Genomic DNA, 21,788 nt, shown 5'->3' with positions numbered 1-21,788 from the left:
GCTAAAACCTTATTGTGCAAGATCATCCAACTTCATTTGCAAAGTCTGGCTTGCATCACCATCTTGTTGTGCTTCAGTATAGGCAGTATAAGCCGCCTCAGTATTACCTTGGCGCAGGAAGATGTCGCCTTTAAGCTCCGCAACACGGCCTGCCCACCCCTGATCTTTTACCAGGTTCAACTCTGCAAGCGCAGCATCATAATTACCCTGCTCTAATTTTAAGCGAGCAAGACGATGTAAGATAACAGCAGAAATCGCTGTATCCTGAGTTGCGGATTTCGCCCACTCTAATTGAGCCAATGCTTCATCCAAATTTCCTGCCTCGACTTGTAGCTTTGCTAGTTGCAACGCAGCTAAAACCGAATACTGTGTTTTTTGGTTGTCATCGATAAACGTTTGCACATCGTTCGCTGCGCTGACACCTTTATCTGCGAGTTCTTCTATAACAGCAACGTAGCTATCTGAGGTCGCTTCTTGTGTAGCGATAACAGAATCTTGATATTGGTTCCAGCCAAATAAGCCACCTAAACCGATCACTGCACTGGCTACGATAACTTTGCCGTACTCATTCCACAGTTCTTTAATACGCTCTATTTGTTGCTCTTCAGTATCGTAGAGTTCCACTTCCTGTCCTCTTTTGTGCGCCAAGAGAATGCAAGGTTTCTTCTCTTAGCCGTAAAATTAATGAACTACACCAGCTCTGCTAGCTTAGTAACGATTTGTGCCTGCGGATAAGTATTCTGTGTACCTCCGATAAGGTCTTTGAGTACCACTGTGCCTTCAGAAACCTCATCCTCGCCGAGCACGAGAGCAACAGCGGCTCCAACTTTATCGGCACGCTTGAACTGTTTTTTGAAATTCCCGCCGCCGAAATGACTCATTACTCTCAATCCTGGGACTTCTTCGCGAAGAGCTTCGGCAAGTTTCATACCCGCCAATAAAGTTCCTTCTCCTGCAGTCACCACGTAAACGTCAACACCGCGTCTGACTGAGTCTAACTCTAAAGTTTCAAGCATCAATACTAAACGCTCTAATCCCATAGCAAAACCGACAGCAGGAGTAGATTTACCTCCCAGTTGCTCAACAAGACCATCATAACGACCACCGCCGCAAATAGTACCTTGAGCGCCTAAACTTTCAGTAATCCATTCAAATACCGTGCGGTTATAGTAATCCAAACCACGCACTAATCGTTGATTAACGCTATATTCGATTCCTACACTATCAAGAAGTTCACACAAACCCTGAAAATGTTGCTTGGATTCTTCATCTAAGTAGTCTGAAAGCTTGGGAGCATCCCCGAGAATCGCCTGAATTTCGGCATTTTTGGTGTCTAGCACACGTAACGGGTTGGTGTGCATACGACGTTTACAATCTTCATCAAGAACATCAATATGTTGCTCTAAAAAGCCAACTAATGCCTCGCGGTAATCAGCACGCGCCTGAAGTGAGCCGATTGAATTCAACTCTAAACGTACATGTTTATCAATACCAAGCTCACGCCATAGACGTGCCGTCATCATGATCAATTCTGCGTCAACATCAGGACCATTTAGACCGAAAACTTCTACACCACATTGTGTAAACTGGCGATAACGCCCCTTTTGAGGACGTTCGTGACGGAACATTGGCCCCATATACCAAAGTCTTTGTTCTTGGTTGTAAAGCAAGCCATGTTCAATACCAGCACGAACACAGCCAGCAGTGCCTTCCGGACGAAGCGTTAGACTATCTCCGTTGCGATCCTCGAAGGTATACATTTCTTTTTCTACTACATCAGTTACTTCGCCAATAGCACGACTAAATAATTGAGTCATTTCTACTATCGGCATGCGAACTTCACTGTAACCATAAACACTCACCACGTTTTTCACAGCGTTTTCCAGCTTGTGCCAAAGGGGTGACTGAGTTGGGAGGCAATCATTCATGCCTCGAATTGCTTGGATTGTTTTTGCCACAATATTTACCGTATTTGTCGTTACTAGGCGTAATCTAATCTTTCAATTTAATATCTATACGTTGGCTATCATCTAGAACAGAAGCTTTCGCACGAATTTTAGCTTCTAACTTGTCGACAAGATCATTGTTGTCAAACCGCTCTTTCTGACGTTTACCATCCTCATAGAAAGCACTTTTCTTGTTACTTCCAGCTAGGCCAAGGTGAGAGACTTCTGCTTCACCTGGGCCATTGACCACACACCCTATGATCGAGACATCCATTGGTGTGATAATATCTTCAAGTCTTTCTTCCAACGCATTGACGGTCGCAATGACATCAAACTCTTGACGAGAACAGCTCGGGCAAGCGATGAAATTAATACCACGCGAGCGAATCCGCAATGATTTCAATATATCGAAACCGACTTTAATTTCTTCAACTGGGTTAGCAGCAAGTGAAATACGCAGAGTATCACCAATACCTTCAGCCAATAACATACCAAGACCAACCGAAGATTTGACGGAGCCTGCTCTTGCTCCACCAGCCTCGGTTATTCCAAGGTGAAGTGGCTGGTCGATTTTCTTAGCCAACAAGCGATAAGAATCCACCGCTAGAAAGACATCTGACGCTTTAACACTCACTTTAAATTGGTCAAAGTTGAGGCGATCGAGAATATCAACATGACGCATTGCCGATTCAACCAATGCTTCTGGCGTCGGTTCTCCATACTTGGTCTGGATATCTTTTTCTAAAGAGCCACCATTGACCCCAATACGAATTGGAATATTCTTGTCTCGCGCACAATCAACGACGGCGCGTATTCTATCTTCCTTGCCAATATTACCGGGATTGATGCGTAAGCAGTCAACACCATACTCCGCCACCTGTAAAGCAATTCGGTAATCAAAATGTATATCAGCAACAAGCGGAATATTCACTCTTTGCTTTATTTGCTTGAACGCTTCGGCAGCATCCATAGTTGGAACCGAGACACGCACAATATCCGCCCCCACTTTTTCAAGTGATTGGATTTGTGCCACGGTAGCCTCTACATCGGTGGTTCTCGTATTGGTCATTGACTGAACAGCAATTGGAGCACCATCACCAATAGGCACATCGCCCACGTAAATACGAGTCGATGGGCGACGTTTTATAGGAGATTCGTATTGCATAATAAATCTTAAGGTAAGTTAAATCTTGCTACTTTCCCTGAAGTATACCCAGAAAGGTCGATTGGTTCACTCGATAATGTCATTGAGACGTTTTCTGGAGCACCTAAAATGACACTATATGGTAATTTTCCATTCAAAGTTACGCTCTGACCTGCCTTTTTAACGCCAGTTGAGAGTGTTTTTCCTGTTGAATCTTTAATCTGAATCCAACAATCATTAGCAAAATTCATCACCAATTGATTGTTACGCTCAACTTCAGCAGTATTATTTTGCTCGGTTGCCGGCTGTTCGATAGATTCTTTTTTATCACTACTCGGAGGTATTTCTGACTGTTGAGCTTCTTGAGTAACTTTAGGCTGCTCTAATACAGTCGCAATTTCAGCCTCTTTTTCTTTTACCAGTTTGTTTTTTTGACCATTTTCCGCCGGAGCTTCGGTATTTACATGCTCATCTTCGACAACGACTTCTTCAGTAACAGGTTCAATTTTTGTTTCAGTAATGGTGGAAAAGTCGAGTGGAGGTTGTTCAGCGTCTAAAGAGGTTTCTGGGAAATCGGCAACATCATCAGCGGTAAGATCAGCCATGGTAATCTCTCGGTTTTGCCACCATAAGACAGAAGATATACCGACAATAACTAATAAAATAAACCAAGTAATGTTCATGATTCGACTATCATGTGCTTCTCTTTTGGTTTTTCGAGAGAAGCTTTTCATATTTTGTTCTTCTGGCTGATCTTTTTGGGATTGCTCTAATGCATCTAAAACTTGAGCAGGCTCAAGACCAACAGCCCGTGCATATGAGCTCAGGTAACCTCGAGTAAAAGTAGCCACTTGTTCTGAGGAAAAATTATTAGTTTCAATATTTTCTATAATGGACAATCTTAAGCGAAGGCGGTCAGCGATTTGTCGCTGCGTTAATCCTAGTTCCTCACGTTTATTTTTGAGGATCGTACCCGCTTTTACAGATTCTTGTTCTTCTTCATTCGCTGTTTGTTGTTGTTCAGCTGCCATGATTTTAAAAATTCTCTTTTATCTAGAGTTCAATAATAAACCTATCTGTTGATCAGGAACTCATAATTAGACCACGCTACTCATATGTCATCATAATCAATTCGCGAAGCTTAATATACCTAAGTAACCTAAAGAACCTCCGTTCAGAACGTTATCACTGTGTCGAGCACAAGAAAATAAACGCCGTAAATGGTGAGCTCTTTCCACGTTGTTTGACGATGACATCAGCGCTGTGAAATGCTCCCAAAGGACGATTTCTCTTGTCTGCAGGCAAGCCATTCTCACTTAGCCTAGCCTCTTGAGGTTACTTGGTTATAAATATATAAACGGGTTGATTTGCCCAAATCTTTAACACTTAATTGTAATGGATATCGCAGGTGAAACAACACCGCTAGACATGATATTTGAAAAGTGGCTCAAGGTTTTTCAAAATACTGACAGAGAATCTCATCAAGTGCACAATAAAAAGCCAGGGACATGCCCTGGCTTTTCAACAATTTAAGAGATTGCTTTTACTGCTATCGTTTGTCCTTTAGCAGCCTTATTGACCGCAGTTCGCTTAGTCCTATCAATCACATCACCCACCAATTGACCACATGCGGCATCAATATCGTCCCCACGAGTCTTTCTCACTGTAACAGTATGGCCAAGTTGCATCAGCGTCTTTTGGAAACGGTCAATGCGCGAGTTACTCGGTTTTTTATAAGGCGAGCCTGGATATGGATTAAATGGAATTAGGTTGATCTTACATGGTGTGTCTTTCAAGGTATGTGAAAGCTCTCTAGCATGGTCCATATCATCATTCACGTGGTCAAGTAAAACATACTCTATGGTTACTTTACCCCGATTGGCGTTGGAAGACTGAATATAACGTCTCACAGAAGCTAAGAAGTCATCGATATTCCAACGGTCATTGATTGGCATAATTTCGCTTCGTAATGCATCGTTAGGTGCATGCAATGAAATGGCCAAAGCAACGTCAATTTTTCCTGTCATTTGATCCAACCCCGAGACAACTCCGGAAGTGGAAACCGTTACTCGGCGCTTTGATAGACCGAAAGCGAGATCATCAAGCATCAATTCCAGAGCAGGAATTAAGTTTTTCATATTAAGCAGAGGCTCGCCCATACCCATCATAACAACATTAGTAATAGGTCGACGTCCCGTTTCTTTTTCTAAACCAATTTCACGCGCAGCACGCCAAAGTTGACCGATGATTTCAGATACCTTCAAGTTCCGATTGAACCCTTGTTGAGCAGTAGAGCAAAACTTGCACTCTAGAGCACAACCAACTTGAGAGGAAATACACAATGTCGCGCGATCATCTTCCGGAATGTAGACCGTTTCGACGTCTTGATCACCGACCTTCATTGCCCATTTAATAGTGCCATCTGAGGAGTGCTGAGCTTCTGCAACGGTTGGAGCTGTCACAGTACAACGCTGTTGTAACTTTTCACGCAGCTTCTTGTTAATATTCGTCATATTATCGAAGTTATCGACACCAAAATGATAGATCCACTTCATTACTTGATCAGCGCGGAATGCTTTTTCACCAAGTTCATCAGCAAAAAATTTACGCAAACCTTGGCGATCGAAATCGAGTAGATTAACTTTTTCAGTGGTCATAGTGCCTCTCACAGGACGAAATATTACGTAAGGGCGCGAATTGTACAGACTTTAATGCAGGACAACAAGTACCGAAAAGCCCCCAAACAACTAAACTCATAATATTGTTCTGGTTATTTTTTAACCAAATATTCGCTCAATTCATACTCAGTTTTAAATGCTGACATTTTCTAGCTTATGATTTGTTTAATTTGGTCGACAATTGCTCTTAAGCCATTACCCCGCGATGGACTTAGGTGTGCCAATAGACCAATGTTTTCAAAGTAAGTCTCAACATCGAAGGCTCTGATATCATGTGTAGATTTACCATTGAAAGCTGCTAACACCAAAGCAATTAAACCACGAACGATTCGCGCATCAGAGTCCGCAAAAAAATACCACTTGCCCTCTTGGCATTGACCAACCAGCCAAACCATACTCTCACATCCAGAAACAAGCACACGCTCCGATTTCAATTCTTCAGGCATAATCGGTAGCTTTTTCCCCCATTGAATAACCTGACGATAGCGATCTTCCCATCCGTGAAAGTTTTGCATCGTAGAAACAATGTCTTGCACCGAAATCTGCGTACCAAATGGCGTTGGTGGAATATAAATCATGGATATTATCCCCGATGTTTCTGAATGATTTTTTCAACAATGCGTGCAACCGCAACAAAGCCGAATGTGGCGGTGACTACTGCAGCAGCACCAAAACCGCTGGCACAATCCATTCGTTTTGGGCCCTCAGCAGTTGCTTTGGTACTACAGACACTCCCATCAGATTGAGGATATTTTAATTGCTCAGTCGAAAAGACACATTCAATACCAAATTTACGTCCAGGATTAGTTGGGAAGTTATGGCGATAGCGCAGCGTATCTTTAATCTTCTTGGCGAGGGGATCTTGGATTGTTTTGGTCAAATCCGCGACTTTTATTTGAGTGGGGTCCTGCTGCCCACCAGCGCCACCAACAGTAATCACTTTGATTTTATTGCTACGACAGTATGCCAAAAGCGATGCTTTGGCTTTAACGCTGTCAATCGCATCAAGGACATAATCATAACCGCGAGAAAGATACTCGCTCTGGTTTTCCGGTGAAATAAAGTCATCAATGAGATTAACCTTACACTCGGGGTTTATCCGCTTAATTCTTTCAGCCATAACTTCAATTTTGCTTTGACCGATCGTTCCACTCATGGCATGAATTTGACGATTGATATTAGTGACGCACACATCGTCCATATCTATCAATGTCAATTCTCCAATCCCCGTTCTTGCCAATGCTTCGGCTGCCCAAGAGCCAACACCACCAATCCCGATAACGCAAACGTGAGCTGCTCGCAATATGTCCACTTCACTATGACCATACAAACGACGCGTTCCGCCAAAACGTTGATTATAAGAGTCAGAAGCTGGAGTATCGATGTCACGCATATTGAATACCGCTGGATAGAAAAGTAAAGAGTGCGTTTTATACGCACTCTTGATTAAAAAGTCTAGGTCATTCGAGTTTCTCTGGTGGAGTGGCCCAAGGAGCCTGTGTTGCTGTACCTTTTAAACCCAATTTCCACACTCGACCAAAATGCTTATAGTGCCCAGCTTCTGTTCCAGCTCGTGGTCCCATACCATGGTATAAATCTAAATGGTTCTGCTTTACCGCCCCTCCTGTATCAAGCACAATCAATAATCTCAACTGATGCGCACCACTCCAAGTTCCATCAGGTTTGAGTAAAGGTACTTCAGCGAGTATTGGGGTCCCCATGGGAAAAATAGACTTATCACCAGCCACCGATGCCATAGGAAGAAGTGGAATTCCAGCCGAGCCCGTGACTGGAGCATTTGCTCTGGGCTCAAAAAAGACGAATGATGGATTTTGCTCTAAGAGCTCACGCACTGTTTGCTCATCATTTTCGGTCACCCATTGCTTTATTGCCTTCATAGACATTTTTTCTCTCGGGACTAAACCTCGTTCGATGAGAACTTTACCAATACTAATATAAGCTTTGTTATTTTTACCGCCATAAGCAAAATATTCTAGGGTATCGTCATCTTCGAAATGTACAAATCCACTACCTTGTACTTCCATTAAAAATGGGTCGATTCGGTTAGCAGCATAACCAAGCTCTAAACCAAGGCCATCAAGCGCCCCATCATAAATTTGTGCACGAGTGGGACACTCGCTTTCGCAATCGGGCATCGCGTAAACAGGGTACTTAAACACATCGGTAGCATTGTGCCTTAACTCCATCACTGGTGAAAAGTAACCAGTAAACAGAACATTGCCTTGGCTATCACCGCCACCAAGTTGGGCAAACTGGATTCCGTACTGATCTAAAGTAGAAGGATCACCGCTCTGCAGTACCCACTCGTTGAGTTTGTTGTACAGAGGGGCGTAAATTTTAGCCATGTTAGGCGAACGGTTGGTCACTTGTTCAGCCTGCTGTTCAAACTTAGAGTAATCACGTGGCTGTTCAGAATGAATAACGCTAGTTTTATTCAAAGTCGAACTAAATGCTTTACTGGCAAGGTATTGTTGAGCCCGATCAGACGGATTCGCACATCCGAATAATAGAGCGCTGAAGATAAGTGGTGATATTTTTTTTAACACTGAGTTGGTCTCTTTGTAGTGGATTAAAGAGAATGACAAACTTAGTATTGATAATCAATATTACACAGGTACTCGTTTGCTAACTTTATGTTATTTCGCCAAACGAAAGATAGGTTTGTAATGGGGCTCAGAAATTAACTGTATTTCCATGAAATCAGGTTCATTTTTTTTGACTTTAAAACGCCTTACTTTATCACCGAGGTGATATTTTAAGCTGGCGCCATCCCAATCATATTTGGTGGTAACTATCTTACCCTTGATAATTACCCCTGATTTATTGAGCATAAAAATGTCAGCGGCATAAGATGCTACATCCTGTTCAACCCAAGCTCCATAAATCTCAGATTTAGGGTAGGCTTTCTCCATGTAAAAATCGTACAGTTTTCCACTCATACTGAGGAATATTAATGTAACGACAATCGCACACATAAGAGCCGTGTTCTCAAAAATCTTACCGCTATTGCTTTTTTTGCTCACAACTACACCCACCCAAAAAAACAAGAATATCATTAATTGTTATTCATAAACCCCATTCACGCTAATTTACCGCTCCGAGAACCCAAAAGAACACTTTGTTTGAATTAGAGTCATTATAATTTTTGTAATAACCCACATTAAAACTCTTGCCTAAAAAATGAATAAAAATGCAATATTGGGACATTAAAAACCAAATCGGCATTTTATGAAAATCAGAAGTACAGCTCTAGTTAAAGGTTTCCGACAGTCAGCTCCGTATGTCAACACGCATAGAAATAAGATTATGGTTGTTATGTTAGGAGGAGAAGCGGTAGCCGATGAAAACTTTCCTCATATCATTAGTGATCTTGCTTTGCTGCATAACCTTGGTATTAAGCTAGTTTTGATTTACGGTGCACGCCCACAAATTAATAACATACTCGGAAAAAATCAGTGTATTACGCCTTACCATAAACACGTTCGGATCACTGATGAACAAGCGCTTGGTTACGTCATGCAAGCAGCTGGACAATTGCAACTTCGTATAACGGCACAACTGTCAATGAACATGAGCAATACTCCAATGGCCGGTACCAATTTAAGAGTGGTCAGTGGCAATTTCATCACAGCTCAACCTCAAGGTATCGACGATGGTATCGATTATTGTCACAGCGGTAAAATACGCCGTATTGACACAGAAGGTATAAAGCAAAGCTTAGATCAAGGCTCTATTGTTTTGCTCGGCCCAATAGCAGGTTCAGTAACGGGTGAACCTTTTAACCTTCTGTCTGAAGAAGTGGCGACCCAAGTATCGATAAAATTAAATGCCGATAAATTAATTGGCTTTTGCTCTGAACAAGGCGTCATTGATCAAAACGGTAATGTATTGGCTGAATTATTCCCTCAGCAAGCAGAGCAAATTCTTGCTGAAATGAATTTAGAGTCAAACCAAAACCCAAACGAGGAGTCAGGTACCCATAGATTTCTTAGAGCAGCCATCAACGCCTGTCGTTCAGGGGTGTCTCGAAGCCACTTAGTTAGTTATAAAGTCGACGGCGCTCTCGTTCAGGAGCTTTTCTCTCTCGATGGCATCGGCACACAAATCGTCCAAGCCAGTGCTGAACAAGTGAGAGTGGCTTGTATTGATGATATTGGCGGAATTTTAGATTTGATTCAGCCTTTAGAGCAAGCAGGTATTCTTGTAAGGCGTTCACGAGAGCAGCTGGAACAGGAGTTACATCAATTTACCATCATAGAAAAGGATGGATTAATCATAGGATGTGCAGCTCTCTACCCTTACCTCTCTGAAAGCATGGCGGAGATGGCCTGTGTCGCTATTCATCCAGAGTATCGCGATGGCAACCGCGGCTTACTGCTTCTAAAACATCTCAAATCACAGGCAAAATCTCTGGGGATTCAGGGATTATTTGCTATGACAACACAAAGCCTTCACTGGTTTAGAGAACAAGGATTTGAGGAAGTCGGTGTCGATTCCCTACCTCTACAAAAACAAAATTTATACAATTACCAAAGAAAATCGAAAGCGTTAATGCTCTGTCTTTAATACCAGAGGTGGGTTAGTTGACACTGGCTATATTCATCGAATTTGCCGCTTCATTCTGTTTGCCGGAACAAACAGCACAATCATGGAAAAATAAGTTTACAGTTAATAACAACGGCTTTTTTATCAGATAATTAGTCTAATTTCATGATTAAATTTCGGACTACAACTGTTAAAATATCTGATAAAATTTCTGTAACTGATTGATAGATACAAAGTGCATATAAAGGCATATTAACTTTACTTTTTGTTACAAATCTGGTTAAAATGCCGCCTATTCTCATAATAGAGATAATTTTATGGAGTTCCCTATTTAACTCTATTGTTATTTAGGTCGCAAGGATTGCTTGAAGTTACTAATTACGTCACTAAGAGCAAACTATCGATGAAAAAAATTATTTGTAATTCTGTTCAAAGCTTTTGGGACATGGCTGATAATGAGCTTCTTGAAAACCTTGATGTTCACTGTGTCTTCCCTGTAAGCGAAGGCCTGAAAGCCTTCATCTTGAACTATAAGACAAAATACCGTATTCGCAGCATTTCTTTCTCTAACGCTGTTTAATGAAGTTACCACGGAAGGTCAACTACCCTCTCTAAGTCGTTTAACCAACCCACTCGCTCTTGTTGTCCGTACCTTCAGTGCTCGCTCAAATATCCTCTCATCACTATAAAGACTCAAACGGTTTTTCGCACGTGTAATGCCTGTGTATACAAGTTCTCTAGTCAGAATAGGGCTAAATTCCGGTGGAAGTACCATTAAAGCATGAGAGAATTCACTACCTTGAGATTTGTGAATGGTCATGGCATACGCCGTTTCATGCTCAGGAATTCGACTGGCTAAAACAGACTTTATGCTACCATCAGGTTGCTCGAAAAAGACTTTTGCTTTTTCATCATCGAAAAGGCACAAGCCAATATCTCCATTATATAAACCTAATGCGTAATCGTTTTGAGTAATAAGTATGGGTCTCCCCGAGTACCAAAGCTCATCATTTAATTGGATCAACTTACGAGCACTTAGCGCTTTTTCAATCCGTTGATTAAGACCACTAACCCCAAAGTCTCCTTCCCTAAGTGCACACAAAAGTCTGCTAGACGAAAAGAGCGCCAGTGCCGCTTTAGCGGTGTGTTCTAACTGCTCTATATTACTAACTGAATCTGATTGTCGCTGATGAATACGAGTTAAGAAGTGACGGTACTCTTCAACCAGTGTCTGAATTAAATTTTGGTAATGGGTTGAATCAATGGGAAATTTAGCAATATCAGTAAAACCTGTTCGCCACACCTCAGCCACCTTCTTGTTCGAACCATGATTAATGGCTTGTGCAAGTTGACCAATACCTGAACGAGCATCAAATCGGTAGCTTTTCTTCAGCATGCAAAGACTGTCAGAAATACTCGGCACAGTCGAACTTGTTTCTAACTCAGCAAAACCAGTAAGTCTCGATAACTGAGTAGCCTGATTACGACTGAAACCATAGTGACTGAATGAACAAATATCACCCAATACCGCTCCTGCCTCTACCGACGCAAGTTGATCTTTATCTCCAAGTAGAATTAAGCGCGCAGATTTGGGCAAGGCCTCGGTGAGCTTATACATCATTGACAAATCAATCATTGACGCCTCATCAACCACTAAAATATCCAAATGCAACTGATTATCGCGGTTATAACGAAATTCAACACTGCCCGTTATTGCTCCTAACAAACGATGAATGGTACTCGCATTGGTAGGAATTTGTGCTTTTATACGATCAGAGACAGGCAAACTAGATACCGCTTTACCTATTGATTCCGTTAGACGAGCGGCCGCTTTACCTGTTGGTGCAACAAGCTCGATGGTGGTATTTTCACCACGGCTTTGAGCTTGTTCTAATAGCACCGCAAGCAGTTTTGTTACTGTGGTTGTTTTGCCCGTTCCTGGCCCTCCGGATATAACCACAAAGCGTTTCGTCAAAGCCACTGCAGCTGCAACTTTTTGCCAATTAAGGCAAGCATCAATCGGTATTAAACGGTCAAGAGGTGCTAAATCTGCAATCGTTTTTGCATTGACGAGCGTTTGATCTATGCTTGCCCAGTCCATAGCCTCACTCTTAATCACATCAAGATAATCACATACCAAGCGTTTTCGATATGGCAATGATAGGCCATTACCTTGATTAAGAGCATCAAACAAATAACGATAATTACGCGCAAATAAATGATCAAGTGTCTGGCGGAGAAGCTGCATTTCACTTGAATTAAGATTAATTGGCTGTGCGAGACTCTCAATATGCGCAGCAAGCATTGTTTCATAATGCCAATAGCGATGAAGATACAATCTTTCACCATCAAACGTAAGTGGACAAGACTCTCCATTGTTACCCACGAGTGGTGCTTGATTGAGTATTTGTGACCAATCAATAGCAAATAGCTGCTTGTTCAATTCATCGGCTTCTTGGCCAAAAAAACCAAGCTTACTCGCCAAATCAGTGAGATGACCTTCTTGTTCATACAGAGTAAGGCAAATGTGTCCTCTACCCAGCTCCGCACTGACAAGCGCAGCCAAAAAAGCCAACGACTCATTATCGGAGTGATCAGCGATAAAACGGGCAAACTGATAATCTAATTGGCGTAAGCCGCCACGCTCAACCATCTCTTTCACAATAAACATCAGCTCAATCATGGCTAAAATAACTCCGTTTGACCTAAATTGTTTTGTCTTTGTATGATTTCACGGCCGTCTATCAAGGCATCCAGCTCATTCAAAAGTTCAGCATTTGGTTTCGTCGAGAATATCCCACGCTCGCTACTGCCATCCATGCCACGAAGAAAGAGATAAAAAACACCACCAAAGTGCTGCTGATAATCATAATTCGCAATACGAGTCGCCAAAAAGCGATGCAAAGCCAATGCATAGATTTGGTATTGAAAATCGTATCTGTGGTCAGCCATTGCGCTATGGATGGACGATGTCTGATAATGATCAACATGATCGCCTAAATAATTCGATTTCCAGTCAAGCACATAATATTTTCCTTGGTACTCAAAAACCAAATCGATAAAGCCTTTGAGCATACCTTTGGCATTTTGAAACCCGAGCTCACCCGCTTTGGCCGATAGCATATCATGACGATGGACAATTCTATTCAAGCTAGGGGCAGTCAATACCTTAATAGGTAATAAGAACTCCATTTCGACTAAACGTTGTGGCACTGGTATTTGATTGAGCCGCAAATTTTTACCATCTAACGGGGTTGATAGAACGGTATCAACCAGATTCTGCAAGATGGGCAGCCATTCAACTTCCATCTGTTCACTTTCTAGTAAATTAATAATTATATTGGTATTTTGCTCTGATTTCGCGGGCAGAGTAAACTCAATCTCTTCAAATAAGGTATGCAAAAATGTCCCCGGTCTAGCCCCTTTGGGAAACGAAAAAATACTCCGTTCCAACTCAATGTTCTCTGGCTGCATTTCATCACCAAAGGAGTCAACATCAAGGTATTGCAACGTACCCAAATTATCATCAAAAGTGTGCCCCCCTTGTTTCACCAAACCAGAGTAGCTGCTTATTCGCCAATGGCGGTCAATCTCATGAGAAAGAGAGCCCGACGACAGGTTTTGTATCTCTTGATCATTAGCAATATAAGGTGTCTCGTGATCAAGAGGCAAATCAGACAGAGCAATAAAAGATTGCTCATGGCGTCGTAAAGCCTCAACTAAATCAGCCACACTTCCCTCTTTGCCATCTTGAAGCAAATAGCCCATAGCTCCCAGATGAATACCCGTGGGTTCCTTATTTGAATGGCCATTTTTCAATGGTGCTGCCCCAACAAAAGTACCGTATACTGAGCGCGTGAGAGCCACATATAGCAGGCGCAAATCTTCAGCAAGACGCTCTTTATCCGCTTGCTGTAAGGAAGCATCATGTGCAGAAATATCGAGAATATGCCTATCATGCTCTGGACTATAGTATTTCGCTTCTACCGCAGCCCGATGAGCAAAAACAAAGGGCAAAAATACCAATTCATACTCTAAGCCTTTTGATTTATGAATTGTGACAATTTGTACTAGATTTCGCTCTGATTCTAGCCTCTGTATTTGATCATCTCCGCCTCCATGGCCATTTTGCGCATCGTCAATAGCCTGAGACAACCAACGAAGAAGCCCATAATCACTCTCGAGATCTTGGCTAGCTTGCTGCAACAATTCTCCAATGTGCATTAAGTCCGTCAATACCCGTTCACCGTTCTGCTCTTCAAGTAATCTCTCTGCAATGTGCCTTTTACTAATGATGTTACGTAGCATGGGAAGTACTCCGCGCCGTGACCAGACCTGACGATAGCCTTTAAACTCGTGAATGATTCCATCCCATATACTTTCATCATTATTGAGGCTATCAAGTTCAGATGCGCTCAAAGCAAATAACTCAGAAGCTAAGCATGCTCGTAACGCTCGCTCATTATCACTGGTCAGTACCCCCTGCAATAGACGCTGAATATCCTTTGCCACTTGAGATGAAAAGACACTCTCTCGATTAGACAAATACACGCTAGCAATACCACGCTCACTGAGTGCCGCTTTTATCTTCTGAGCTTCACTACCCGTGCGCACTAATACAGCAATATCACTCGCTTTGATTGCCTTTTTTTGGTCTCCATTATGGAAGTGTGCTTGAGCACGCTGAGACCCCATTAAAATAGTTTGAATATGATTAGCACTGGCGATTGCCATGCTTTCAATATACTCACCTTTAGATATTGGCGTCTCATTATCACCATTCAACCAAAACGTTAACGCAGGCTGCTTTTCCCCATCGATCATCCAAAATGATGTATCAGCTCCAGGTCGAGGTTGTACTGGTAAAAATGGAATATCTTGGTCATAGATAAATGGGCTAGAGCTACCTGAAAATATCTGATTGACTGCTTGGACCATTTCGGCACTTGAGCGCCAGTTGGTTCCCAACGTAAAATGAGAATTGACTTGATGACGGGCTTTGATATAGGTAAAAATATCCGCGCCACGAAAGGCATAGATAGCCTGCTTAGGGTCTCCAATCATAAACAGGCCCAGTGTGTCTTGCTGATGATAGATTCGACTAAAAATACTGTACTGTAATGGATCGGTATCTTGAAACTCATCAATCATGGCGACAGGGTATAACTCACGAATTTTCTTAACTAGTTGTTGAGATTCATCGTTATCAAGCGCAATAGACAAATTACTCAGCAAATCATCAAACGATAACCATTGCCTTTGTAGCTTAAGTTCCGCTAACCGAGTGCGACAATACTGAATGGCATGTGCGATGATGGGGGCTTTAAAACCAATTGGATTAGCCAGAAAGTCGTCAATCTGATTAAACACAGGGTGGACGGGAGCAGTGCCTTTAGACGTTTTTTCGTTCAACGTCTTCTGAGAAAATTTCTCTAGCTTTTCTGGATAATCATAATTACCTGTTTCGCTGGTAGCCCAAGCTGTAATGCCCTCGAGCCAAATTGGTAAAGATTTCTTACTGTAACTTCGCTTGTTAACATCGGATTCACTAATGAGTTTTAAAAAGTCCGCTTCTGCTAATCTCCATGCAGCTTTCAGCTCATCGATACGTGCTAAGTTGTTCTGATGAAGTTCTAGTAAACTTTGCTCACTGGCTTGATGAGACAGCGAAACCGGATAGCCAGTTAGGTAACGACCAATGTCAGACAAAAGCTCGTTTGGAGCCCCCCAAATACGACGAATCTCAGCAGCGATTGCAATCGGAAGGCAGTAGAAATGCTGGCGCCAATAATCAGCAACAACTTGCGCTTTAATCCGAGTCTCGTCGGTAATAAATTCGTTTTGAAAACGGCTTCCTGACTCAAACGCATTTTGTTTAAGTACTCTTTGACAAAAACCGTGAATAGTAAAAATAGCCGCTTCATCTATTTGGCGTTCAGCCTGCAGTAATATTTCTGAAGCGGCCTGATGATCTTGAATATCAGTAAGTAAGGGAGCTATTACAGGGTCATCACTTTCGCCTCGAGAAAAAGCCAGACGCGCAGAGTGGATACGACTACGAATACGATCTTTGAGCTCAGCGGTAGCGGCCTCAGTAAAAGTAACCACGAGTATTTGATCAACGGTCAATGGAGAGGCATGACGTGTGCTGCTGCTCCCATGCCCGAGCAGTAACCTCAAGTACAAGCCCGCAATAGTAAAAGTCTTACCCGTTCCAGCAGAAGCCTCGATTAGCCTTGAACCATGCAAAGGAAACGTCAAAGTATCAAGAGGGGTTACATTATGCTCTGCGCTCGTCATTCAATCATCGCTCTTTGTTTATAGGTGCTCAACATTGTTATCGGTTGTGAGTGAAACCATAATTCACTTCGACTCATCATCAACAAGCTTGGCTACTCGTCTCGGCTGTTCTAGTACTTTCAGTGCTAATTGATAGGCGTTGTGTGCTAATTGATCGTTCCAATCTGGCCAAATACGTCGAATATAAGCGTTTTTGCCTTCACCTGAAGTCAAGTAGCTATCATTAAATGATTTAGCCATTTCTTTTGTGGCGCGCTCTTTATCCTCAACCCATTCACCGCGCTTCAGGCTGGCTTCAATCGCAGCTAAAGCAGTACGAGGGAAGTAGCACAAAGGCTTGTTCATCCCCTCATATAAAAGCGAAATCAACTCATGCAAATGACGCGTGGCATAGACCGAGTCGTTGATTTCATCGTATTTAATGTGTACCAAGCCTTCCTTACGATCGTAACCCAGCATATGTGTGGGTTTACTCACCCCCATTGCCGACATTGCCAGATGATCAATCCAAACTGATAAATAGTCCTGAGCTCGAATTTTACCGCTTCGAAAACGCACTAAGCCCGATTGATAATGTTGTGTGAGCCAGCCTACTAGTTGCACTTGCTTGCCTATTTTCCCTATGGCCTCAAAATTCAATTTAACCTCGAGATCTTCGCAGGAACTATTGCATAAAAAACCGATTTTATCGGCCAACGCCTCTACCTGAACCCGGTTAACCTCAAACTCAATATCACCAAATGTCCCTATGGGAAGTTTGCCTTGAGCACGCTGCTGATCCAAAAAATCACTCAGCCACTCACTTTCTTGCCCCGACTGCTTAATCATCTTGTCAAGCAGTTCACCTCGCATTTGATAACTTTGTAAACCATTTAAAGTAAATGGTTCATCGTCTTGCATAACGGGAAGTGGCGGTTCGAATGCGACTTTTAAACGGCGATTAAAAAAGTATTCGACAGGTAAACGCCAAAAGCGCTGTAACTCAGCAAGCTCAAGATTGAGCAACGCCGTTGCATCAAGTAAGTAATCCGTTAGTTCATCATCAAAACTCTCACGAGCTATTCCCTGACGATAAATGGCCGGTAACCACTCACGGGCGAAACTTGGCGTACTGCCGAGAAATGCCTCAGCACTATAAGGCACCATAGAGTGATGATGGGTTATAGCATCGAGTAATTTTTTTCCGGATTCATCGCAAGATAAAGCCCCATCACAGCTAAAACGATAATTTTGGCCACAATATTCGAGAAGTTCGGATAATAACACCGAGGGAATACGTTCCGTGTTGTCTTGAATAGAGTGACCAACATAACTAACGTACAGCGTTTTTTGTGCAGATAAGATTGCTTCAAGAAAAAGATAGCGGTCATCATCACGTCGTGAACGATCACCATGTCTGGCTCGGTTGTTCATTAAGTCAAACCCCTCTGGGGGTATCGAACGGGGGTAAATACCATCATTCATCCCAAGCAAACATACAACGTCAAAAGGGATTGATCGCATTGGCATCAAAGTACAAAAGTTTACTTGTCCCGCCAAAAATCGTTGGCTTATACGTGTTCCAGAGAGCTTATCTTGTAAGTGCTGAGCAATAATAGATAGGCTCAAAGGATGAGTGTAGCTGGCATCACTGATTTGTTGTCTAAGGTCAAGTAGAGCATCCCGGATCGACTTTAGCGCCCCTTCTCCTTCTAACTCAACACAAAAGAAATCATCCAGTAATTGCAACAAAATTTCTCGCCACACCTCTATCTCATAGTCTGCACACAAACTTTGTCGATACTTGCTAACAGTTTCAATGTAATGAGCAAGCTTTCCTGCTAATTCTGCTCCTATACCCTCAACTTCTCTATACGGTGATAATGCCGTGCCCTCCACCTTAAATAGACCAATCTCGGTAGGCATTGCATAGCCAAGCAGCATCCTCTGAATACCAAATTGCCATGTATTTTGTTCAAGTGCGGGCAGGTCAAATTCTTGTCCTGTCTCTGCATCAAGCCCCCAGCGGATGCCCGTTTCCTCAACCCAGAGTTTGGCGCGATTAAAATCTGCCTCATTGAGCTCAAATTTTGCTAGTATCGCGGGTGTTTCGAGCAATTCAAGTAGCTCTGACGCCAAACAGCGAGTATTTGGCAGATTGAGCAGTTGTAAAAAAGCTTTGAGGATTGGGCTTTCTTGATCAGCACTTCTGTCTGAAATGGAAAAAGGAATATACCGCTCACCCGGCGCATTACCAAATACGGCCTGAATGGCTGGGCTATAAGCTTGAATATCAGACACCATTACCACGATGTCACGTGGTTTTAGATTGGGGTTTTTATCAAACATGTTCAGTAATTGATCATGTAGAACTTCAACCTCTCGCATAGGACTGTGGCAGACATTAATGCTCAATGAAATGTCATCTTCTTCTATGCTTCGTTTGTGTTTACTACTAGCAAAAAGACGGTCATCCTGATGCTCTTCCAAGTTTAAAATATCAGCTTGCAGTTGGTGCAGTAAACAATCGCGGTCTATATCAACAAATGCCTCTATCTCATGACTTTCAAGTTGAGAAAGCAAATACATATTATCACGGCCAAGCTTACCCATTGAGGCCAAGAGTGTGTTACCCACAACATGGGTATGCAGCGTATCATCAAGGTTATCCTCTAATGATCCCTTTAACTGGGGACTACAACCTTCTTGTTCTGAGTGATCACCTTGCCATACCAAATGTTGGCGGGTTTTCGCGGCAAGTCGCGCCAAAAACTTTCTATCTCTGACTTCTCCCCAGTAATACCGACAAGGATTGGTAAACATTAAGTGCACATCCATATGCTCACCAATAGCTTTCAATGCATCCATATAACGTGGAGGTAATGCCGTTATACCGAAAACGAACAGTCGCTTAGTTCCGCTTAGTGCTTCAATATTACCTTTGTGATTACTAAGAACATCGATAAAGTGCTCATACAAGTTTGCCCTGTGATACGGTGACTGTCCGAGAGCCAAAGTGTGGTCGTACAAAGTACGCCATAATATAGGCTGCCACGGATGCTCATCACCAATTTCTATCACCTCTTGTCCTGCTTCCCAAGTCGCAATCCACTCAGGACGATAAACTAGATAACTATCAAAAATATCGGCAATTTTAAACGCCAATTGGTAAAGCTTTGAACGATCATCATCATCAGCCAGATACTGCTTCAATGGTGCAAACTCATTTAAGCTCAACTGACTGGGAAGTATATCCATCAGCTTCCACGCCATCGCTTCTTTGTTAAAGGCACTGCGCGCAGGAATGTCTTGCAAAACCTGAGTAAACTTTTCCCAAATAAAGCTGGCTGGTAAAGAGAACTCTATATTTGCCATTACGCCAAATTCTTCTGCGAGCGCCATTTTTAGCCACTGCGACATACCCGGACTTTGAACTAATATCTGTTCCTTATCAAAAGGGCTATCGAGAGGATCAAGGCGAATCAGTTCCACCAATAATGACTTTAAAACATCTACTTGATTGGAGTGATAGACGGTAAACAAAGTTTTTACGCTCATCGTTTCGTAACTTGCTTCAGACTAGCATAGACATGAGATATTGGGGAGTTATATGTTGTGAGGATGAATCAATAAAGAGCTGGCTTAGAAAAGCGATATCTTGTGATATTTACCTCTTAATAGTCAGAAACTTAGATTATCAATTCGTGCTTTTTTATAGTGAAAATAACTTATTTTATTTTTCACACCAACATAGCAAAGAGATCTTGTTATTATGGCTCCCTGATATGAATTGTGTTTTTAAGCAAGATAGCTCTACACCCTCACTTTTATATTATGAGCACCCATACCTCGAAAAGACATCTAATAACAAAAGCTTGGAGAAAGAAACATAAAATGAAATGCGTAAGTTTTCTTCTCTGCCTTTGTTGTATTTCATTTGTCTCATCAGCAAACGAACTGCTAGAGAAATACAATCACAAGCTCAGGCAGTGCGTCTCAGAACAAAAAGCCAAAAAAGCACTTCGAAAAAATCAAATTCAATTGTCAGATTTTAAATATGTGCTTTTAATCAATAATCTGCGTATTGCAAGATGCTCAAAAGTAGAAGAGATGCAGTATTTACTTTCAGCAGCAACAGAGGAACCAGAGCCCACTCTTTCTCAATACAACAGCTTTACACTGACAGAACTGAGCACTGATGAAATTATGAGATTGCAAGTATTGAGTGTAGAGCTTACCGATTATAACCTTGAAACGGATTTTTCTTCATTATATGAGTAAGTTACTTACCTTTAAAAGGTAGAATAGTAGGAAGGAGCAGATATACAAACAACTTGGAAAAGGTCTACTATTTCGCTGCGTTATTTTCCTTCGTTCAACACTGTGGCATCGCTCTAAATCCTGCATTTTGAAGTCACTTGGGTATAGATAAATTAAAGACGCTCGTTAGACTTTTGAGCGCCTTTCCTAACACAGAGATTTTCTGGATATTGTGTGCTTTACATACTAGTAGCTATAACCCAAGGAGAGGCCATAGAAATTTTGTCCAGCATTCTTATCCGTTAAAGTTCCATTTGAAAAGTGGCGTGCATACAACTCTACGTTCACATTACTAAATTGGTAACCTAACGTGACCTTCTCTCCAAACGTAAATTTTGAACTGATTCGCTCTGTTCTTTCAGATTTCAAATAGGCACCTAATCCCACAGAAGAATAGAAGCCACCTAGATTAAACAATTGCACATCTTGGGAAATACCGATCATCCCCATGTTATAGTCAGAGAGTTTAAGTTCTCTAGGATAAAGATCATCGCCTACTTTTTTACCGCTAGAGGCATCTTTACCCTTGATGTATATTCCCTCTAAATTAATTTTTGCAGGAATCCTAAAAAATGTTGAAGGTTGGCTGTAAACTATAGAGCCCATATAAAGATTTTCTGTGTCAAAATCACTACGTATACTCTGACCAGCACTAACTGTAAGCTGGTTATCACCACCAATGAGTGCATTATCGCTGGCAATTACTGAAAATGAAGAAAGCATCAGAGATGCTAAACCAAAAGATTGAAATGTTGCCTTTTTCATAGCTTGCTCAATTTTATAAACATTATTATATTAAAATGAGCAAAAACAATAAATAACATTGATATTAATATCAATGGAGTATTTGAAAGC

Annotated in this window: 16 protein-coding genes; 3 read left to right on the top strand and 13 right to left on the bottom strand. The window is 42.0% G+C overall.

All coding sequences use genetic code 11. The annotated features are described in order from the left end of the window. Positions 1–9: 9 nt before the first annotated feature. From RH40_RS15200 to RH40_RS15160, 9 genes are all read right to left on the bottom strand, one after another. A complete protein-coding gene (locus RH40_RS15200) occupies positions 10–624 on the bottom strand; it encodes a YfgM family protein (RefSeq protein WP_009602506.1) in 615 nt (204 codons plus the stop codon). Between the two features lie 65 nt (positions 625–689). Beyond that, positions 690–1,958 (bottom strand): histidine--tRNA ligase, encoded by a 1,269-nt coding sequence (gene hisS, locus RH40_RS15195; protein ID WP_009602505.1) that lies wholly within the window; start codon positions 1,956–1,958, stop codon positions 690–692. 34 nt (positions 1,959–1,992) lie between these two features. After that, on the bottom strand, positions 1,993–3,111 hold the full coding sequence (ispG, locus tag RH40_RS15190; RefSeq protein WP_009602504.1) for a flavodoxin-dependent (E)-4-hydroxy-3-methylbut-2-enyl-diphosphate synthase: 1,119 nt from the start codon (positions 3,109–3,111) through the stop codon (positions 1,993–1,995). 8 nt (positions 3,112–3,119) lie between these two features. Next, entirely contained in the window at positions 3,120–4,121 is a 1,002-nt protein-coding gene (rodZ, locus tag RH40_RS15185) for a cytoskeleton protein RodZ (RefSeq protein ID WP_009602503.1), read from the bottom strand. Positions 4,122–4,619: 498 nt separating this feature from the next. After that, complete coding sequence (rlmN, locus tag RH40_RS15180) at positions 4,620–5,747, bottom strand: dual-specificity RNA methyltransferase RlmN (RefSeq protein WP_009602501.1); 1,128 nt, start codon at positions 5,745–5,747, stop codon at positions 4,620–4,622. A 170-nt stretch (positions 5,748–5,917) separates the two neighbouring features. Beyond that, positions 5,918–6,346: a cysteine desulfurase sulfur acceptor subunit CsdE gene (gene csdE, locus RH40_RS15175; RefSeq protein WP_009602500.1), complete on the bottom strand. Its 429-nt coding sequence runs from the start codon at positions 6,344–6,346 to the stop codon at positions 5,918–5,920. Positions 6,347–6,351: 5 nt separating this feature from the next. Further along, positions 6,352–7,161, bottom strand: coding sequence for a tRNA cyclic N6-threonylcarbamoyladenosine(37) synthase TcdA (tcdA, locus tag RH40_RS15170; protein ID WP_009602499.1), 810 nt, complete (start codon positions 7,159–7,161; stop codon positions 6,352–6,354). 67 nt (positions 7,162–7,228) lie between these two features. Then, positions 7,229–8,335: a murein transglycosylase A gene (gene mltA, locus RH40_RS15165; protein WP_009602498.1), complete on the bottom strand. Its 1,107-nt coding sequence runs from the start codon at positions 8,333–8,335 to the stop codon at positions 7,229–7,231. 90 nt (positions 8,336–8,425) lie between these two features. Beyond that, positions 8,426–8,812, bottom strand: coding sequence for a DUF2850 domain-containing protein (locus RH40_RS15160; RefSeq protein WP_241209902.1), 387 nt, complete (start codon positions 8,810–8,812; stop codon positions 8,426–8,428). A 205-nt stretch (positions 8,813–9,017) separates the two neighbouring features. Here RH40_RS15160 and argA point away from each other — a divergent pair, with 205 nt between their 5' ends. Beyond that, positions 9,018–10,355, top strand: coding sequence for an amino-acid N-acetyltransferase (gene argA, locus RH40_RS15155; protein WP_009602496.1), 1,338 nt, complete (start codon positions 9,018–9,020; stop codon positions 10,353–10,355). A gap of 382 nt (positions 10,356–10,737) precedes the next feature. Continuing rightward, on the top strand, positions 10,738–10,914 hold the full coding sequence (locus RH40_RS20915; RefSeq protein WP_009602495.1) for a hypothetical protein: 177 nt from the start codon (positions 10,738–10,740) through the stop codon (positions 10,912–10,914). 18 nt (positions 10,915–10,932) lie between these two features. Here RH40_RS20915 and recD read toward each other — a convergent pair whose 3' ends face one another. The 3 genes from recD to recC all read right to left on the bottom strand — a co-directional run bounded on the left by recD (position 10,933) and on the right by recC (position 20,156). After that, positions 10,933–13,017, bottom strand: coding sequence for an exodeoxyribonuclease V subunit alpha (gene recD / locus RH40_RS15145; protein ID WP_009602494.1), 2,085 nt, complete (start codon positions 13,015–13,017; stop codon positions 10,933–10,935). A gap of 2 nt (positions 13,018–13,019) precedes the next feature. After that, on the bottom strand, positions 13,020–16,634 hold the full coding sequence (gene recB, locus RH40_RS15140; RefSeq protein ID WP_009602493.1) for an exodeoxyribonuclease V subunit beta: 3,615 nt from the start codon (positions 16,632–16,634) through the stop codon (positions 13,020–13,022). A gap of 63 nt (positions 16,635–16,697) precedes the next feature. Next, on the bottom strand, positions 16,698–20,156 hold the full coding sequence (gene recC, locus RH40_RS15135) for an exodeoxyribonuclease V subunit gamma (protein WP_039954808.1): 3,459 nt from the start codon (positions 20,154–20,156) through the stop codon (positions 16,698–16,700). A 351-nt stretch (positions 20,157–20,507) separates the two neighbouring features. On the opposite strand from recC, the gene RH40_RS15125 reads away from it, so the two are divergent. After that, a complete protein-coding gene (locus RH40_RS15125; RefSeq protein ID WP_009602490.1) occupies positions 20,508–20,894 on the top strand; it encodes a hypothetical protein in 387 nt (128 codons plus the stop codon). 225 nt (positions 20,895–21,119) lie between these two features. On the opposite strand, the gene RH40_RS20995 is transcribed toward RH40_RS15125, so the two are convergent. After that, complete coding sequence (locus RH40_RS20995; RefSeq protein WP_009602489.1) at positions 21,120–21,698, bottom strand: acyloxyacyl hydrolase; 579 nt, start codon at positions 21,696–21,698, stop codon at positions 21,120–21,122. Positions 21,699–21,788: the final 90 nt, after the last annotated feature.

Source organism: Vibrio caribbeanicus ATCC BAA-2122, assembly GCF_000165125.1.
GTDB classification, from domain to species: Bacteria; Pseudomonadota; Gammaproteobacteria; order Enterobacterales; family Vibrionaceae; genus Vibrio; species Vibrio caribbeanicus.
Note: the sequence above shows the minus strand (reverse complement) of the source record. Positions and strands in the feature narration are given on the sequence as shown.

Coding starts and splice junctions, on each gene's coding strand:
- RH40_RS20915 (WP_009602495.1), top strand. CDS start 10,738: ATGAAAAAAATTATTTGTAATTCTGTTCAAAGCTTTTGGGACATGGCT.
- recD (WP_009602494.1), bottom strand. CDS start 13,017: ATGATTGAGCTGATGTTTATTGTGAAAGAGATGGTTGAGCGTGGCGGC.
- ispG (WP_009602504.1), bottom strand. CDS start 3,111: ATGCAATACGAATCTCCTATAAAACGTCGCCCATCGACTCGTATTTAC.
- recB (WP_009602493.1), bottom strand. CDS start 16,634: ATGACGAGCGCAGAGCATAATGTAACCCCTCTTGATACTTTGACGTTT.
- csdE (WP_009602500.1), bottom strand. CDS start 6,346: ATGATTTATATTCCACCAACGCCATTTGGTACGCAGATTTCGGTGCAA.
- RH40_RS20995 (WP_009602489.1), bottom strand. CDS start 21,698: ATGAAAAAGGCAACATTTCAATCTTTTGGTTTAGCATCTCTGATGCTT.
- rodZ (WP_009602503.1), bottom strand. CDS start 4,121: ATGGCAGCTGAACAACAACAAACAGCGAATGAAGAAGAACAAGAATCT.
- tcdA (WP_009602499.1), bottom strand. CDS start 7,161: ATGCGTGACATCGATACTCCAGCTTCTGACTCTTATAATCAACGTTTT.
- argA (WP_009602496.1), top strand. CDS start 9,018: ATGAAAATCAGAAGTACAGCTCTAGTTAAAGGTTTCCGACAGTCAGCT.
- RH40_RS15125 (WP_009602490.1), top strand. CDS start 20,508: ATGAAATGCGTAAGTTTTCTTCTCTGCCTTTGTTGTATTTCATTTGTC.
- rlmN (WP_009602501.1), bottom strand. CDS start 5,747: ATGACCACTGAAAAAGTTAATCTACTCGATTTCGATCGCCAAGGTTTG.